Here is a 16,820-nt window from a genome sequence, read left to right as displayed (position 1 = left end):
CAACCTTTTAACTGCAACGGAAGGCCGAGCACATGAACAGACTCAAAATCGTCGCCAGCCCCGAGGCACGCCGTTGCTTCAACACCTCCCGCGAGGTGGTGGAGTTTGGCGCGACCGACCTGACCGATGTCGCGGCGGTCGTTCTCACCGCCCTGGACTGGCGCGAGGGTCGGGTCGACGATGTCTGCCGGTCCGGGTTCGACATACCGGTGTTTTTTGCCGTGGCCAAAGACGACGAGCTGACCCGGGATGCCATTCTCGACGTAGAAAAGGTGCTGCTGCAAATCAGCGGCGTGTTCGACCTCGGCGTCGACAACGCCGAGTTCTACGGCCACAAGCTCGAGCGGGCGGCCACGCAGTACGAGGAGGCATTGCTGCCGCCGTTTTTCGGCGCGCTCAAACACTATGTCGAGCGGGGCAACACCACCTTCGCCTGTCCGGGTCATCAGGGCGGGCAGTTCTTTCGCAAACATCCGTCGGGCCGGCAGTTCTTCGATTTCTTCGGGGAGACGTTGTTTCGCGCGGATCGCTGCAACGCCGACATCGAAATGGGCGACCTGCTGATTCACGAGGGCGCGCCCCTTGAAGCGCAGAAACGCGCGGCGAAGGTCTACAACGCCGACAAAACCTACTTCGTTCTCAATGGCACCTCGACGTCCAACAAGGTGGTGACCCAGGCGTTGCTGACCCCTGGCGATGTGGTGCTGTTCGACCGCAATAACCACAAATCCATTCATCAGAGCGCGCTGTTTCAGGCCGGTGCGACGCCGCTGTACCTTGAAACGGCACGAAACCCCTATGGCTTGATCGGCGGCATTGATTCGCACTGTTTTGAAGAAGGCTATTTGCGTGAGCAACTGAGCCTCGTCGCACCTGCCAAGGCCGATGAGGCGAGGCCGTTCCGCCTCGCAATCATTCAGCTGGGCACCTACGACGGCACGGTGTGCAATGCGCGGCAGATCGTCGATCGCATCGGCCACTTGTGCGATTACATCCTGTTCGATTCGGCGTGGCTGGGGTACGAGCAATTCATCCCGATGATGAAGGACTGCTCGCCCTTGTTGCTGGAGCTGGGCCCTGACGATCCGGGGATCTTCGTCACGCAGTCCATCCACAAGCAGCAGGCCGGGTTTTCCCAGGCCTCGCAGATCCACAAGAAGGACCGTCACATCAAAGGGCAGGCGCGCTACTGCAATCACCTGCGCCTGAACAATTCGTTTATGTCCCAGGCCTCGACCAGCCCTTTCTACCCGCTGTTTGCCTGTCTGGATGTCAACGCGCGCATGCACAGCGGACGCAGCGGCCATCGGTTGTGGGACGAGTGCGTGCGGGCCGGCATCGAGGCGCGCAAGCTGATGATGGACAATTGCACGCTGATCAAACCCTTTGTGCCGCCGACCATCGACGGTCGCTATTGGCAGGACTATCCGACGGACGAAATTGCCCGTGACCTGCGGTTTTTCCGTTTTCACCCGGACGAACGCTGGCACGCGTTCGAGGGATATACGGAAAACCAGTACTTCATCGACCCGTGCAAACTGTTGTTCACCACCCCCGGGATTGATGCCGTGAGCGGGCAATACACTGACTTCGGCATCCATGCCGGCGTGCTGGCGACGTTCCTGCGCCAGTTCGAGATCGTCCCTGAAAAGAACGACCTCAACACCATTCTGTTTCTGCTGACCCCGGCCGAAGGCAAGGCAAAGATGGAGCATCTGGTGGCGCAAATCGGCCGCTTCGAGCGGTTCATCAAAGACGACTCGCCCCTGGTCGACGTGCTGCCGGCGCTCTACCACGCCCATCAGGTCCGCTACCGCGACTACAGCATCCGCCAGCTGTGTCAGGAAATGCATTCCCTTTACGCCCGGCACGACGTAAAGCAGCTGCAGAAGGCCATGTTCCGCAAAGCGAGCATGCCCGTGGTGGCGATGGATCCCCGTGAAGCCAATCTGGAATTTGTGCGCGGCAAGGTCGAGCTGATTGCGCTGGAGGATGCCCGCGGCCGGGTGGCAGCGGAAGGCGCATTGCCGTATCCACCGGGGGTCTTGTGCGTGGTGCCCGGCGAGGTCTGGGACGGCGCGGTGCTGGCGTATTTTCTCGCCCTGCAAGACGCGATCAACCAGTTCCCGGGCTTCAATCCAGAGCTTCAGGGTGTGTACCTGCGCACCGAAGACGACGGCCGCATCCGTGCCTACGGGCATGTGCTCCAGCAGTGAGCGCCGCGATTCCCGTCCCCCGAACTCAACCGCTCCCAACCAGAGGAAGACGCCATGAAAGGCAAAATGAAAGCGGCAGTGGTCGAAGCATTCGGCAGCCCGCTGGTACTCCGCGAGTGGGACATCCCCACGCCAGGCCCCGGGCAGATTCTGATCAAGACCGAAGCGTGCGGGGTCTGTCACACCGACTTGCACGCGGCAAGGGGCGACTGGCCGGTCAAGCCGTGGTTGCCATTCATTCCCGGCCATGAAGGCATCGGCATCGTCGTCGCCCTGGGTGCGGGCGTGACGCGCGTGGGCGAGGGGGATCGCGTGGGTGTGCCGTGGCTGTATTCAGCCTGCGGCCACTGCGAGTATTGCCTGAGCGCATGGGAAACCGTGTGCGCCAGCGCCGTGTTCGGTGGTTACACCCGCAATGGCGGGTTCGCCGAATACATCCTCGCTGACCCTGAATACGTCGCACGCATTCCCGCCGGGCTTGCGCCCCACGAAGCCGCGCCGATCATCTGCGCCGGGGTGACGACTTACAAGGGCATCAAAGAGGCCGATGTGAGGCCGGGTCAGTGGATCGTGATTTCAGGGATTGGCGGTCTAGGGCACTTGGCCGTGCAGTACGCCAAAGCCATGGGCCTGCGCGTGTGTGCGGTGGACGTCGACGACGGCAAACTGGCTCATGCCACTCAGTTGGGCGCGGACGCGGCGGTGAATGTCCGCCACGGCGATCCGGTGCAAGCCGTCAGGGACGTCACCGATGGCGGGGCCCATGGCGTGCTGATCACCGCGCCTTCGCTAGCGGCCTTCAAGCAAGGGGTGGGCATGACGCGCAAATGTGGCACGTGTGTGCTGGTAGGACTGCCACCGGGCGAGTTTCCACTGTCGCTGTTTGAGGTGGTCGCCAACTGCATCACCGTGCGCGGCTCGTTCGTCGGCACTCGGCAGGACATGGCTGAAGCACTGGCGTTCGCCGCCGAAGGCAAGGTCAAGGCCGACATCGACCTGCGGCCGTTGGCCGAGATCAATCAGGTGTTCAGGGAGCTTGAAGACGGCGAAGTGAAATCCAGGATCGTGATCGACTTTCGCGGGTGATTGACCCGGCCTCTTCCCGGCTGAAGCCGGTCCTACTGTGCATCACGTGCAGCCACCTGGACTGGCGTTGACGCTGACTCGTAGGACCGGCTTTAGCCGGGAAGGCGTCAGTTGTCACGCCGCAGAATTCAGGCTGCTTGCACTGGCCTCTTCCCGGCTGAAGCCGGTCCTACTGTGCATCGCATGCAGTCAGCGGGATTGGCGTTGACGCTGACTCGTACAGACCGTGTGAAAACCAGCTACTCAGCAGCTAACCAAAAAAAATGCCCCGATCAACTCGGGGCATTTTCCATTTATACAGAGAAGAAAAAGACCTTCCTCAGGCCAGTAACTCCATCATTCGGCGCACACCCAGCACGTTGATCGCTCTTTTCAGGTTGTAGGCGTTCACCGCCAGCGCCATTTCCGTTCGCGCACCTTTGAGCTGGCGAAGCAGGAACCGGCCATTGCCGTAAATCCATTGTTTGAGGTTGCCAAACGGGTGCTCAACGATGCTTCGTCGAGCCTCGACGATTTCCGGGTGGGCCTGCATTCGCAGCGCCATTCGCTCAAATGCATCTTCATAGGCATGACGTGTGATCGAGCGGTATTTGGTCTTGGTGCATTGGTTTTTAAGGGCGCAGGATCCACAAGCGCCAGCGCTGGCGCGGTAGAAACGCTTTCCCTTGTTCAACTGAACCAGCGTCAGCAAATGGCCTGTCGGGCATTGATAACGATCATTTTCCCGATCATAGGTGAAGTCTTCCCGACGGAAAAACGAGGGCTCTTCGACCTTGCTGTTGATGGTTCGATTGATCGGTACATACGCTGTGATGCCCGCGTCGTCGCAGGCTTGGAAGTGCTTGCCGCTGGAGTATCCAGCATCAGCCGTGACGGTCAGATTCGGCTGTTCCAGCACTTCCTGAGTCGCTTTTGCCATCGGCTCCAGTTGCTTGCGATCGTCGCTATCCTGAGTGACTTCGTGGTGCACGATCAGGCTGTTTTCAGCGTCGACTGCGGTCTGCACGTTGTAGGCAACGGCCATGCCCTGCGGGGCTCGCATCATCCGCGCATCGCTTTCGGTGCTGATGAATTGCGTGATTTGCAGCTCGTCCATCAGTGCCTGGCAGGTCAGGTTGTCGTCCCGCTTGGCGGTCAGTTTTGCCAGCACCGTTTTAACAGCGCTTCGATCCACAACCTCTTCATTTTCGTCGCGATCCGCGCTATCCAAATCCTCCAGATATTTCGCTATCCGGCGATCAAGTTTTTCCTGATCGCGCTTGAGGTGCTTGGTGCTGATGTGACGACGGGCCGAGGCTACGGCCTTGAATTTGCTGCCATCAATAGCAACCAGATCACCTTTTACCAGGCCTGCCGAACGGCAGAACTGAACAAACGCGCGGCACGTTGCGGAGAACGCAGTGGCGTTATCTTTGCGGAAGTCGGCGATGGTTTTGAAGTCCGGCGCGAGGCGGTTGAGCAGCCACATGACTTCGATGTTGCGTTGGCACTCAGCCTCAAGCCGGCGCGAAGACCGTATGCGCTGGAAGTAGCCGTAGATGTAGAGTTTGAGCAGGTCGGCGGGGTTGTAGGGCGGACGTCCGTTGCCCTTGGGAATAGCTTTATCGAACCCCAGAACCCTGAGATCCAGGCGCGAAACATAGGCGTCAATGACTCGGACAAGATGGTCTTCGGGAATGACTTCGTCGATGGAAACCGGAAACAGGCTGGTCTGGTTTCGAGATTCGCCCTGGATGTACGCCATAAGAAAATGCCCCGCATCTTTCGATGCGGGGCATTTTCTTAGATCTGAGGCAGGTTGGCTAGGTTTTCACACAGTCTGCGTAGGACCGGCTTTAGCCGGGAAGGCGCCGGTGGGCACGCCGCAAAATTCAGGTTGCTCACACTGACCTCTTCCCGGCTGAAGCCGGTCCTACTGTGCATCGCATGCAGCCAGCGGGATTGGCGTTGACGCTGACTCGTAGGACCGGCTTTAGCCGGGAAGGCGTCAGTGGGCACGCCGCAAAATTCAGGTTGCTTGCACTGGCCTCTTCCCGGCTGAAGCCGGTCCTACGGTGCATCGCATGCAGCCAGCGGGATTGGCGTTGACGCTGACTCGTAGGACCGGCTTTAGCCGGGAAGGCGTCAGTTGTCACGCCGCAAAATTCAGGTTGCTTACACTGGCCTCTTCCCGGCTGAAGCCGGTCCTACGGTGCATCGCATGCAGCCAGCGGGATTGGCGTTGACGCTGACTCGTAGGACCGGCTTTAGCCGGGAAGGCGTCAGTTGTCACGCCGCAAAATTCAGGTTGCTTACACTGGCCTGTTCCCGGCTGAAGCCGGTCCTACTCATGCACCGTATGCATCCAGCAAGAACCCGCAAGCATCACCCGCCGCTAGATCAATTACCCGAGTGAAAGGGAATCGGCTGGCGTGGCGCTTCGGGTGTGGTGTGGGGCTGGCCGACCATTTCGTCGTAGACCACCGGGTGGACGATAAACAGTTTCACTTCCTGGGTGGACGACAGGCATTTGCGCGCTTCGTCGATCGACGCCACGTGCAGCACCTTGCCATCGGGGCTGGTGACCGCATTGGACTTGCCGTCCATGAGCGCATGAATGACATAGGAGCCACCTTCGACCGAGACCAGATTGACCTCGGTGACTTCTCCGGCCTTGACGTGTTTGCTGAGCTTGTCCAGATCCATTACGGCACCTTAATGTCGCCCGCGGGCGTTGTCTGTTCCATGGATTGATGCGAAACCGTCGAAGCGGCCTGCCTGTATTGGAAGAGGATGGCGGTGCCAAGTTCAACGCAAAAACGGGGAGGGGGACGAGGAGGCGTTGCCGGGGATTTCCAGGAAGAGTGCCGGCACAGAAGAGAGGGCGCCGGCACCGGGAAACCTGCCGCCACCTGCCAACACCATCAGCAGGCAGCGGCCGGAATTCACGACATCAGCAATCAGCAGAGCTTGTCGATGACGCGCAGGCCAGGCGCTTTCTGCACGGCGCCCCATTCACTGCTCAGGGTTTCCAGCACCTGGCCAAGGAACTGCTTGTCTGCGGCGGCCTTCTTGCCGACATAGCCGTGGCCTTTGCGGTACATCTTCAGCCGTGCACGCATGTGCGGGTGCTGACTCTCGAATTGTTCTTCCTCGGTGCAGGCACCCAGGCCGTCCATGTGCACGTTGCCTTCCTCGCACACCCAGAGGATGTGGCTATCAAGGGAATCCTTGCGTGCGGCGAACAGTCGAGCCAATTGATCAATGGTAGGTTGGTTGTTCAGGTTCATGGTTGTTACCCCTTTTTGACCACTGGTTAATCTATCGAGTGAGTTCAAACGCAATGGCGAATCGTCCGTCGATTCGCAGTCCTTCCAGTCGCTGACAAGCAGGGTCCGTCGGTACACAGAGCCGGTGCCGGGCCACACGTGTGTGGGCATTGATGAGCGCAGAGGAGGAAGGTCGGACCCGGGGGAGAAACGGCGGACGCCTTGGGGACACGGGCGACTGAGTGGTCGACCACAAGTGTCATGAGGACGTGTCGCCGGCGCTCGGCCTGGTGGGTCGATCTTGCCGGTTCGGCTTCATCAATCTGCCTTGTGGGCAGCACACATCCAGAGGTTGTTCGACGGCTGTATCGAACGGGCCCGGAATACTTTTGCCAGCTCTCCCGATCGGGGAGACGCCTGCACTATGCAGTCGGCAAAAGGCCTCGTCAATGGTTTTGTAGTGATTATTTTGGAGCACTACAAAATTTGTAGTTTCAGAACACGAAGGTCGATTCGTGACTACAAAGTCAATGAATCCGGGGGGCACAGCGCAGGGGCAAAACGCAGAAGGCAATACGCAGAAGGCAAAACGCAAAACTGGGTGCCTGAAACGACACTTGCCCGCGACCGGGTCAGGCAGCCGTTGTTTCCGGCTGGCCGACCCTGTCGCGGGCAAGCGTGTCGCTATGAATCCAGACGCGAGTACTTACGCCTGTGGAGCCTTTTGCAGTTCAAACAGCAACAGCGAACGCGGTGTGACCGTGTACTCGCTGCCGAACTCGAACTGATCCTTGCCATCGATCTCCGGCTGATTGGTGTCAATCAGGCTGGTCCAGTTGAGGCCTTCCGGCACTTCCGGCAGCGTGAAGTTGACGCCGTCGTGGTGCGAGTTGACCAGCAGCAGCAGCGTGGCTTCAGAGCCGCGACGACGGATACCGGTTTCCTGCGCGCGGCCATCCATCAGCATGCCCAGGCAGCGACCATTTGGGTCTTCCCACTGCTCGATGCTCATCTCTTCGCCGCTTGGCGACAGCCAGGTCACGTCCTTGACGCCCAGTGCATCGTTGTAATCGCCTACCAGGAAGCGGCTACGACGCAGGATCGGGTACGACTGACGCAGCTTGATCAGACGCTTGACGAACGCCAGCAGGGCCTTGCCGTCTTCGTCCAGATCCCAGTTGACCCAGCCGATCTCGCTGTCCTGGCAATAGGCGTTGTTGTTGCCGTGCTGGGTGCGGGCGAACTCGTCACCGGCGACCACCATCGGCGTGCCCTGGGCCAGCAGCAGCGTCGAGAAGAAGTTACGCATCTGACGCAGGCGCAGCGCGTTGATTTCCGGATCGTCGGTCGGGCCTTCGACGCCACAGTTCCACGAACGGTTGTCGTTGCTGCCGTCCTGGTTGTTCTCGTCGTTGTCTTCGTTGTGCTTGTCGTTGTACGACACCAGGTCGTGCAGCGTGAAGCCGTCGTGGGCGGTGATGAAGTTCACCGACGCGTACGGCCGGCGGCCACGCTGGTTGAACAGGTTGCCCGACGCGGTCATGCGGTTGGCGAAGTCTGCCAGCTGGCCTTCGTCGCCTTTCCAGAACGCACGGATGTTGTCGCGGAATTTGTCGTTCCACTCCGCCCAGCCCGGCGCGAAGTTGCCGACCTGGTAGCCGCCTGGACCGCAGTCCCATGGCTCGGCGATCAGTTTCACCGAACGCAGCACCGGATCCTGGCGGCAGGCCACGAGGAAGCTGTGGCGTTCGCTGAAACCGTCGTGGTAGCGGCCGAGGATGGTGGCCAGGTCGAAACGGAAACCGTCGACGTGCATTTCGGTCGCCCAGTAACGCAGCGAGTCGGTGACCATCTGGAGAACGCACGGGTGGCTCAGGTCGAGGGTGTTGCCGGTGCCGGAATCGTTGATGTAGTAACGCTTGTCATCCGGCATCAGGCGGTAGTAGGAAGCGTTGTCGATACCGCGCATGGACAGGGTCGGGCCGCGCTCGTTGCCTTCAGCGGTGTGGTTGTAGACCACATCCAGAATCACTTCCAGGTTGGCATGGTGCATGTGCGCAACCATTTCCTTGAACTCGGAAATCTTGCCGTGGGCCAGGTAGCGCGGGTCCGGTGCGAAGAACGCCAGGGTGTTGTAACCCCAGTAGTTGGTCATGCCCTTTTCCAGCAAGTGCTGGTCGTTGACGAAGGCGTGGATCGGCAGCAATTCGATCGAAGTGACGCCCAGACCTTTGATGTGCTTGATCACGTCATCGACCATCAGGCCGGCGAACGTGCCTTTGACTTCATCGGGCACGGACGGGTGACGCATGGTGAAACCGCGGGTGTGGGTCTCGTAGAAAATAGTCTTGTCCCACGGCACGTCGACCCGCTGCTCGCGGCCCCAGGTGTAGGCAGGGTCGATGACCTTGCACTTGGGCACGAAGGGCGCGCTGTCACGCTCGTCGAAGCTCAGGTCGTCGTCCGGGTGACCGATGGTGTAACCGAACAGTGCCTCGGACCACTTCAGCTCGCCGACCAATTGCTTGGCGTACGGGTCGATCAGCAGTTTGTTGTGGTTGAAACGGTGGCCGTTCTTCGGATCGTACGGACCGTAGACGCGGTAACCGTAGACCTGACCCGGGTGGGCGTCGGGCAGGTAACCGTGATAAATCTCGTCGGTGTATTCCGGCAGCTCGATACGCTCAAGCTCCACTTCGCCGGCGGAGTCGAACAGGCACAGCTCGACCTTGGTGGCGTTGGCGGAAAAGATGGCGAAGTTGACGCCAAGGCCGTCCCAGCTGGCGCCGAGCGGGAAGGGCAGGCCTTCACGGATGCGCGAAGCCGTGACTTCGGGGCTGCCAGCGTTGCCGGATTCATTCTGTGTAGCGGCGTTCTTATCTTGCGTGCTCATGTGTATTCCTGACGTTCGAATGAGTTCCTGAAGGCGAACAAAGCCGTGGCCTCAGTCCATGACTGCGCCATCGATGCAACAGGGTGGGTGCAACAGGGTGGTGCGACTGAATCAAAACTACCGCAGGGACACGACCGTTTTGCGACGATCCCTGCGGCAGGGGTACTGGCTTTGCGACGATGACGCGTTACGCCTGGGAATCAGGGCGTAGGTGGCTTCGCTGCGGCGGGCTTCTTCGCAGAAGACTTGGCGGCAGGTTTGGCCGGTTTGGCGGAAGCATCAGAAGCGCTTGCTGGAGCTTTTGGCTTGGCAGCAGGCTTGGCCGGCGCTTTTGCCGCTGGCTTCGGTGCAGGCTTGGCGTCTGCCTTTGCATCAGCACTGGCCGGCTTGTCTGCAGGTTTGGATGCAGACTTCGCAGCAGGTTTGGCCGCAGCTTTAGCAGCGGGTTTGGCGGCGGCAGCCTTGGGCTCCGCTTTGCCGTCAAGCTTGGACTTCGCCGTCTTCGCAGCAGCCGGTTTTTTAGGCGACTTCGCCTCGGCGGCGGCCAACTTGCTAGCCATTTCCCAGTGGCGGGCGTCTTGCCCATGTGGCTTGCCTTCCGTTTCCCAGATCTGGTGGGCAAGCTCGCTGATTCTTTTATCGTCGGCACTCATCTCGACACTCCCGGTATCACAAGGTTTGTATAAGCAGGTTTACAGAAATTTCCTTGAGCGCTGCGCTGAGCAACAGTTCCTTGCTGGATGTGACTGTAGCCTGTGAAAAAAGTCCCTTCCAATTTGGATGTGAATCAGCGAACGGCAGGTTGATTCGTGTATCGCCCCAATTTGCTGCACTGATGAATGGAGTTTGCGCAGTGCCCAATAGTTCAGCCGGCAAGCGCGGAACCACAACAATAGCCCGCATCTCCTTCGTTACCCGGGCAAAAGCCACGACGTGATCGGCTTTTTCCCCGACCACTTCCAGCGGTTGATATTCGCCTTCACTGAACAGAGCGGGGTACTGGTTGCGCAGGCTAAGCACCTGAGCAATCAACGCCTGCTTGATCCGGCCGTCGTGCCACTGGTTCAACAGCTCGGTGACCGGCACGGACGCCTGCAACGCTTGTTCGCGAGCGGGGTAATCCACCGGACGGCGGTTGTCCGGATCCACCAGGCTGAAGTCCCAGAACTCGGTGCCCTGATACAGATCAGGCACACCGGGCGCTGTCATTCGCAGCAAAGTTTGCGCCAGACTGTTGAGCGCGCCGGCGGTCGCGATGCGATTGGCCGTGGCACCGATGGATTGGCGCAGTGCCAGACCGTCGGCGCTGAGCAGCACGTGCTCCAGAAACTCGCGGCAAGCGGTCTCGTAGGCCTCGTTGGGCGCGCTCCAGCTGCTGTGCAGTTTGGCTTCACGCAGGGCCTTTTCCTGCCACTGAGTCAGGCGCTTTGCGTAGGCTTCGAAGGCCGACTCGCCTTCGAGATCCAGCGGCCAGCTGCCGATGATCGCTTGATACAGCATCAGCTCGTCACCGGGGCTGATGTGGGTGTCGCCGGTCTTGAGCGGTGCCGACAGCTGCTGCCAGCGTTCGACCTGTTCGGCGTACCAGGGCGCCAGTTCACTAAGCACGGCCAGACGGGTGCGAGTGTCTTCGCCGCGCTTGTGGTCGTGGGTCGCGGTGGTCAGCAGGTTGTTCGGAAAGCTCTTGTGACGCTCGATCGAGACCTGATGAAACGCCTCCACCGGCGCACTGAAATGTTGCGGGTGGAAGCCCACGTCGTTGCGCGACAGCAACACGGCGGAGCGGTAGAACGAGGTGTCTTCCACCGACTTGGCGGCCACTGGCGAGGTCAGCTGCTGGAAACGGTTGCCGGCCTTGCGGCGCATTTCGCGCAACGGGCCCGTCGGGTAGTCACGCAGCTTCTCGCCACCCAGCCACAACTTGAGCGAGTCCAGCACCGGCCAGTCGCCTTCGCTGAGCATCTCGCGCGCGCCATCCATGGCCTGCTGGAAGAAACGCTCGTCTTCGGCAGAACGGCCGCAAGCGGTGAGGTAAGTGCGGTAGACCGGGAAGTTACTGACCAGCGCCAGCAGCGCGCGGCGGATGGCGCCAAGGGTCATGTCGCGGGTCATCACGTCACTGCGCGCAACCTGCAGCAACGCCTGGGCCAGGTTCTCGAAATCGCCGGCCAGTGTGCCGTGAAGGACCAGGTCGCGAGCTTCCAGGACTTCCTTGTTGAAGTCGGCCGTGCGTCCGCTGAGGCGGCTCCACAGCTCCCCCAATACGGCTTCACCCTTGGGATCATGCTGCAGCAGCGACACCTGGTTCATGAATTCATAACCGGTGGTGCCATCGGTATTCCAGTCGGTGCGCAGTTGTTCGTCGGAACCGAGGATCTTCTCGACGAAGATCGGCAGACGGTCCAGCTCGGTGCCTGCCGGGCGCCGTTTCATCAGGCTGTCGACGCGACGGCGCAGCTTGCGGCAGTAGCCGCGCGGGTCGGCCAGGCCATCGATGTGGTCGATGCGCAGACCGTCTACAAGGCCCTCGGCGATGAGTTCGAAAATCTTGCCGTGGGTCGCCTCGAATACCTGCGAGCGCTCGACCTTCAGGCCGCCCAGCTCGTTGATGTCGAAGAAACGCCGCCAGTTGATGTCATCGCCTGCGGTGCGCCAGCTGGCCAGACGATAGTCCTGCTGCTCAAGCAAACGGTGCAGGCGATCGAAGCCCTCCGGCGTGCTGGAATCGAACTGCGCCAGGCCTTCTTCAACGGCCTTGACCAACTCGGGCTTGGCCTTGACCGCCTCGGCCAGTTCCGCCTTGGCCTGGCGCGCACGCTCATAGGCCTGCGGATAGTGGTCGAGGTCGGCAAAGCGCTGGGCCAGTTCGTCCAGTTCGGGACGTTTCCCAGCCTTCAACAGCGGCGCATACGTAGCCGGGTTGATCGGGAAGAGATGCTGGTAGTGCTCGGAGTGGAAGCTGCCGTTTTCTGCATCAAACCGCAGCGGCACTTCGCCGTTCTGCAACACGGTGCCGTAGTCAGTGCTCAGGAACGGCAGCAACAGTTGGCCCTTGAGCAGCGGGTCCGGGGAATTCCACTGGATGTCGAAGAACTTGGCATACGGGCTGCGTTGACCCCACTCCAGCAGGTCCAGCCACCACGGGTTGTCATTGCCACCGACCGCCATGTGGTTGGAGACGATGTCGAGAATCAGGCCCATGCCGTTCTCGCGCAGCGCCGCGACGAAGCGCAGCAACGCAGGCTCACCGCCCAGCTCGGGGTTGATCACCCGTGGGTCGACCACGTCGTAGCCGTGCATGGAACCGGCGCGGGCTTTCAGCAACGGCGAGGCATAAATGTGGCTGATGCCCAGGCTGGCGAAGTACGGCACCAGCTTAGTGGCGTCGTCCAGCGTGAACTCTTTGTGGAACTGCAAACGCTGGGTGGCGCGCAGGGATTTAAGAGGGGTACTCATTTTTGATCACGCTCCGCGGCTTGTTTACGTGCCGCTGCCAGAATTTCAAGGCGTCGCGCTGCATCGGCGTTGTCCAGCAGTGAACCGCTGTCGCCGTTGAGCCGACGTCGCCAATTGGGATGACTGTCGATAGTGCCGGGGAAATTCGCCTGCTCCTCGATACCGAGGGCGTCCTCGATCGGGAGCAACACCAACGGAGCCGGGGTGTGGCCGAGGTAAGCGATGCTGTGGTCGATGATGTCGGCGGCGCTGATGTCGTCACCGCCGCTTGGCAGCGTGTAGTTCTGCTTGAGTGCCTTGACCAGCCCCTGGCGTTCACGCTCGCGGCTGTCACGCATCTTCTGCTCGGCTTCGTCGTCGACAAACCCGAGGGTCTTGTTCCACTGGATGTCCAGCTCGCTCAGCCAACCGGTGAGGGTAGGGAGGTCATGGGTGCTGGTGGTCGCCAGTGCATCTCTGGACCATTTGCTGATCGGCTTGAACGTCGCATCATCCTGTTCGAACAACAGCACGCGCATGCCGAGGATTTCACGCTCGGACAGTTTTTCGTGCAGGCCTTCAGGCACGGTGCCGAGGTCTTCGCCGAGAACGATCGCTTCGTGCCGCCAGGATTCCAGGCTCAACAAACGCAGCATGTCGTCCAGCGGGTAGTTCAGGTAAGCACCTTCACTGGCAGGCGACCCCATCGGCACGACCCACAGGCGCTGCAGACCCATCACGTGGTCAATGCGCAGGCCGCCGACGTGGGCGAAATTGGCGCGGAGCATTTCGATGAATGCTTGAAAACCATTACGCTTCAGGCCGGTTGGCGAGAACGCCGAAATGCCCCAGCTCTGGCCCGAGCGGTTAAGAATGTCCGGCGGCGCGCCCACGGTCAGCGAGGAGAGCAACTCGTCCTGACGACTCCAGGCCTGACTGCCGGCACCGTCGGCACCCACAGCCAGATCCCCGATCAGGCCGACGCTCATGCCGCTGGATCGTGCGGCGGTCTGGGCGCGTTCGAGGCCGCGCGCGATGAGCCACTGCGCGAAGGCGTGGAAGCCGATCTCTTCGCCGTGCGCTTTGGCGAACGCGTCGAGGGCAGGGTTACGCGGGTTCTTGTACTGCTCCGGCCATTCATGCCAGTTTCCGCCAATGCCTAATTCGTCGCCCGCATCACGCAGGGCTTCGAAACGGCAGTGGTTTTCCAGGGCTTCACCGCCCGCTTGGCGGAAGCTCTTGAAATCCTCGTGGAAGGGATGATCGCTGCCGATAAAGCCGGCATACAGCTCGCGCAGCAGGGCATATTTTGCTTTGGCGGCGGCGGGCCATTCGATCAGCTCCAGTGATTCCAGACGTTTGAACTCGTCGGCCAGGCCGGCTTTCTCGATCGCCTGTTCAACCGCACGGTCACCCAGAATGGTCCCGGGCGCCGCATACAGCGCATTGAGGAACAGGCGACTGGACGGCGAGTACGGGCTGTAGCGCTCGCTGTCGTTGGAGAACATCGCGTGAACCGGGCTGATCGCCACGGCCGAGGCGCCACGGGCGCCTGCGGCGCGTACGAAAGCTTCCAGGCCCTGGGTGTCTCCGATACCGCCATCACCTTCACGGCGCAGGTAGTACAGCTGAGTGGTCAGGCCCCAGTCGCGGGCAATTGCCTTCTTGCTGGCCATGGTCAGGCTGTAGCACGTCTTCGGCGCGACGGCGACGGTCAACTGCTGGCCGCCCACGTCCAACTGGTGATAACCCACTGTGGCCAGCCCGGGCAGGGCAGCGTTGTCGGTCAGATTCCCTTCGAGCAGCGAGCCGTCTTCCAGCGTCAGCTTGAACGCGGTGGCTGGGGCGAACCAGGCCGACAGGTCCAGACCCTTGCCGTGGTCGACGGTCATCAACGGCGGCGGGGTGGCCGGCTGGCTTTCTTCGTTCAGGCGTTTGAGGCTGGCTTCGACGTCTTCTTCCGTCTCGGCGGGATACCCCAGACCGCCGAGGACCTTGCGCAGGACCTCGGGGCTCACGTGTTGCGGTTTGGCGTTGGCGTCCTTCCAGTCAACCGACAGGCCCGCCTGGGCCGCCAGTGTTTCCAGTTGCTCATTGCTCATCCTGTTCCTCCACAACATCACTCGATTTCAGGCTGACAATGGCCGTGTATGGATTGAGGGTGGCGGATGGGGAAAGTTCTGCGGACTTGGCGTGGGACTGATGAAGCACTCTGTAGCCGCTGTAATCATCGGTGTCGACCGCCTCGGTGCCGAGGTTCAGGTCGATGCGCAGCTCGCTGCCGTCGCCCAGTGTCCAGCGTGCGCTGACGGCTTTGTCGCCCAGCTCTTTCACGCCAAGGGAGCTGGCGCCGTGCAGGCGAGGGAACAGCTCGGTCTTGCGAATGTGCAGCAACGTCTTGTAGAGCTCAAGCCAGTTGCGATGGTCCTGACCCTTGTCGGTTTCCAGCAGCAGCGCATCGAACGCCGGGCGCGAGGCTTCGAAGGTCTTCAGCGCGTTGGGATCGGGGATCTGTTCGCGCTTGGCCGGGTCTTTGAACGCGGCAAAATCCTTGAACTCGCCACGACGGCCTTCGCGCACCGCGTCTGCCAGCTCGTCATGGAAGTCCGTGAAGAACAGGAACGGTTCGCTCGCGCCCCATTCATCGCCCATGAACATCAGCGGCACCATCGGTGAAAGCAGCAACAGTGCGGTCGCCGCCTGCAATGCTTGCGGCGGGCTCAGCTGGACCAGGCGCTCGCCGAAGGCACGGTTGCCGATCTGGTCGTGGTTCTGCAAAAACAGCACGAAGGAAGTCGGCGGCAGGTGGCCGCTGGGTTCGCCCCGGGCGTGACCATGGCGGGTGGATTCGCCTTGATAAACGAAGCCTTCACCCAGCAGACGGGCAAGCTTCTGCGTGGGCTTCTCGGCGAAGTCGGTGTAGTACGCGTCAGTCTCGCCGGTCAGCAGGACGTGCAGCGTGTTGTGGCCATCATCGTTCCACTGGGCGTCGTAGCCCTGATCCATGCGCCCGGCTTCGTTGAACTCGTTTTCCAGGGTCAGCCAGACGTGACGTTCGGACGGGATTGCATCGCGTACGTGTTTGGCCAGGTCTTGCAGGAAGGTCGGGTCTTCGATGGCGTGCACAGCGTCGAAGCGCAGGCCGTCGAACCGATAGTCCTGCAGCCACATCATGGTGTTGTGGATGAAGAAGTCGTGCACCTCACGGCGGCGGAAATCGATCGCGTCGCCCCACGGGGTCTTCTTGTCGCTGCGGAAGAAATGCTTGGCGTAGGCGCCGAGGTAATTGCCGTCCGGGCCGAAGTGGTTGTAGACCACGTCGAGAATGACCGCCAGGCCCAGACCGTGGGCGGTGTCGATCAAGTGCTTGAGCTGGTCGGGCGTGCCGTAGGAGGACTGGGCAGCATAAGGCAGCACCCCGTCGTAGCCCCAGTTACGGTTCCCCGGGAACTGCGCGATAGGCATCAGCTCGATAGCGGTGATGCCGGTATCGACCAAGTGCTGGAGGTGCTTTTCAACGCCCTCATAGCCACCCAGTGCACCGACGTGCAGCTCGTAGATGACGGCCTCGTGCCAGGGCCGGCCTTGCCACTCAGTGTTTTCCCACTGATAGGCGGCCTGGTCGACAACGATGCTGTAACCATGCACGTCGCCGTCCTGCGCCCGGGAAGCCGGGTCAGGAACAGTGAGGTTGTTTTGTGCATTGAGGGTGACGTTGTAGCGATAGCGTGTGCCGGCAACACACTCGGTGTCGAGAACGAACCAGCCGTCCTGCTCTGGCTGAAGGGCCTGGGCAGGCCCGTTTTCGAATTCGACGCTGACGTTTTTGGCATCCGGTGCCCAGAGGGCAAACCGGGTGTGTTGTTGATCCAGCATGACGGCGCCGTGGCGCCAGTTTTGATCCGTGCGCGAAGGCATCCGTAATTCCTTGATCATTGAGTT

At 60.9% G+C, this 16,820-nt stretch carries 10 protein-coding genes; 2 read left to right on the top strand and 8 right to left on the bottom strand.

The window, feature by feature from the left end; all coding sequences use genetic code 11:
- Nucleotides 1–32 precede the first annotated feature (32 nt).
- Nucleotides 33–2,216, top strand: a complete 2,184-nt coding sequence (locus M1E04_RS14730) for an ornithine decarboxylase (protein ID WP_456291579.1) — start codon at nt 33–35, stop codon at nt 2,214–2,216.
- A gap of 54 nt (nt 2,217–2,270) precedes the next feature.
- A complete protein-coding gene (gene adhP / locus M1E04_RS14725) occupies nt 2,271–3,302 on the top strand; it encodes an alcohol dehydrogenase AdhP (RefSeq protein ID WP_296307685.1) in 1,032 nt (343 codons plus the stop codon).
- 319 nt (nt 3,303–3,621) lie between these two features.
- Here the strand turns inward: adhP and M1E04_RS14720 are convergent, their stop codons facing one another.
- The 8 genes from M1E04_RS14720 to treZ form a co-directional block, all read right to left on the bottom strand.
- Nucleotides 3,622–5,046: an IS1182 family transposase gene (locus M1E04_RS14720; protein WP_456291445.1), complete on the bottom strand. Its 1,425-nt coding sequence runs from the start codon at nt 5,044–5,046 to the stop codon at nt 3,622–3,624.
- Between the two features lie 635 nt (nt 5,047–5,681).
- Nucleotides 5,682–5,987: a DUF6482 family protein gene (locus tag M1E04_RS14715; protein WP_065987158.1), complete on the bottom strand. Its 306-nt coding sequence runs from the start codon at nt 5,985–5,987 to the stop codon at nt 5,682–5,684.
- Between the two features lie 254 nt (nt 5,988–6,241).
- Nucleotides 6,242–6,571: a hypothetical protein gene (locus M1E04_RS14710; RefSeq protein ID WP_192135927.1), complete on the bottom strand. Its 330-nt coding sequence runs from the start codon at nt 6,569–6,571 to the stop codon at nt 6,242–6,244.
- A gap of 685 nt (nt 6,572–7,256) precedes the next feature.
- The gene (gene glgX, locus M1E04_RS14705; protein ID WP_192135929.1) at nt 7,257–9,443 is read right to left on the bottom strand and encodes a glycogen debranching protein GlgX; all 2,187 of its coding nucleotides are present in this window, start codon (nt 9,441–9,443) and stop codon (nt 7,257–7,259) included.
- A 200-nt stretch (nt 9,444–9,643) separates the two neighbouring features.
- Nucleotides 9,644–10,096: a DUF2934 domain-containing protein gene (locus tag M1E04_RS14700; protein ID WP_192135931.1), complete on the bottom strand. Its 453-nt coding sequence runs from the start codon at nt 10,094–10,096 to the stop codon at nt 9,644–9,646.
- A gap of 16 nt (nt 10,097–10,112) precedes the next feature.
- Nucleotides 10,113–12,899 carry a malto-oligosyltrehalose synthase gene (locus M1E04_RS14695; protein WP_456291578.1) on the bottom strand — a complete coding sequence of 929 codons (2,787 nt, stop codon included), beginning with the start codon at nt 12,897–12,899 and terminating at the stop codon, nt 10,113–10,115.
- Complete coding sequence (gene malQ / locus M1E04_RS14690) at nt 12,896–14,980, bottom strand: 4-alpha-glucanotransferase (protein WP_456291577.1); 2,085 nt, start codon at nt 14,978–14,980, stop codon at nt 12,896–12,898. The genes M1E04_RS14695 and malQ overlap by 4 nt, the downstream gene beginning before the upstream one ends.
- Nucleotides 14,970–16,796: a malto-oligosyltrehalose trehalohydrolase gene (treZ, locus tag M1E04_RS14685; RefSeq protein ID WP_456291576.1), complete on the bottom strand. Its 1,827-nt coding sequence runs from the start codon at nt 16,794–16,796 to the stop codon at nt 14,970–14,972. The genes malQ and treZ overlap by 11 nt, the downstream gene beginning before the upstream one ends.
- Between the last annotated feature and the right edge of the window lie 24 nt (nt 16,797–16,820).

The sequence above is a fragment of the Pseudomonas sp. AK106 genome (assembly GCF_053903055.1).
The sequence above is the reverse complement of the archived record's forward strand: the minus strand, read 5'-3'. Positions and strand labels throughout refer to the sequence as shown.

What these genes read in the sequence shown, in the direction of transcription:
- adhP (WP_296307685.1), top strand. Translation starts at nt 2,271, where the DNA reads ATGAAAGGCAAAATGAAAGCGGCAGTGGTCGAAGCATTCGGCAGCCCG.
- M1E04_RS14730 (WP_456291579.1), top strand. Translation starts at nt 33, where the DNA reads ATGAACAGACTCAAAATCGTCGCCAGCCCCGAGGCACGCCGTTGCTTC.
- M1E04_RS14695 (WP_456291578.1), bottom strand. Translation starts at nt 12,899, where the DNA reads ATGAGTACCCCTCTTAAATCCCTGCGCGCCACCCAGCGTTTGCAGTTC.
- treZ (WP_456291576.1), bottom strand. Translation starts at nt 16,796, where the DNA reads ATGCCTTCGCGCACGGATCAAAACTGGCGCCACGGCGCCGTCATGCTG.
- M1E04_RS14715 (WP_065987158.1), bottom strand. Translation starts at nt 5,987, where the DNA reads ATGGATCTGGACAAGCTCAGCAAACACGTCAAGGCCGGAGAAGTCACC.
- M1E04_RS14700 (WP_192135931.1), bottom strand. Translation starts at nt 10,096, where the DNA reads ATGAGTGCCGACGATAAAAGAATCAGCGAGCTTGCCCACCAGATCTGG.
- glgX (WP_192135929.1), bottom strand. Translation starts at nt 9,443, where the DNA reads ATGAGCACGCAAGATAAGAACGCCGCTACACAGAATGAATCCGGCAAC.
- M1E04_RS14720 (WP_456291445.1), bottom strand. Translation starts at nt 5,046, where the DNA reads ATGGCGTACATCCAGGGCGAATCTCGAAACCAGACCAGCCTGTTTCCG.
- malQ (WP_456291577.1), bottom strand. Translation starts at nt 14,980, where the DNA reads ATGAGCAATGAGCAACTGGAAACACTGGCGGCCCAGGCGGGCCTGTCG.
- M1E04_RS14710 (WP_192135927.1), bottom strand. Translation starts at nt 6,571, where the DNA reads ATGAACCTGAACAACCAACCTACCATTGATCAATTGGCTCGACTGTTC.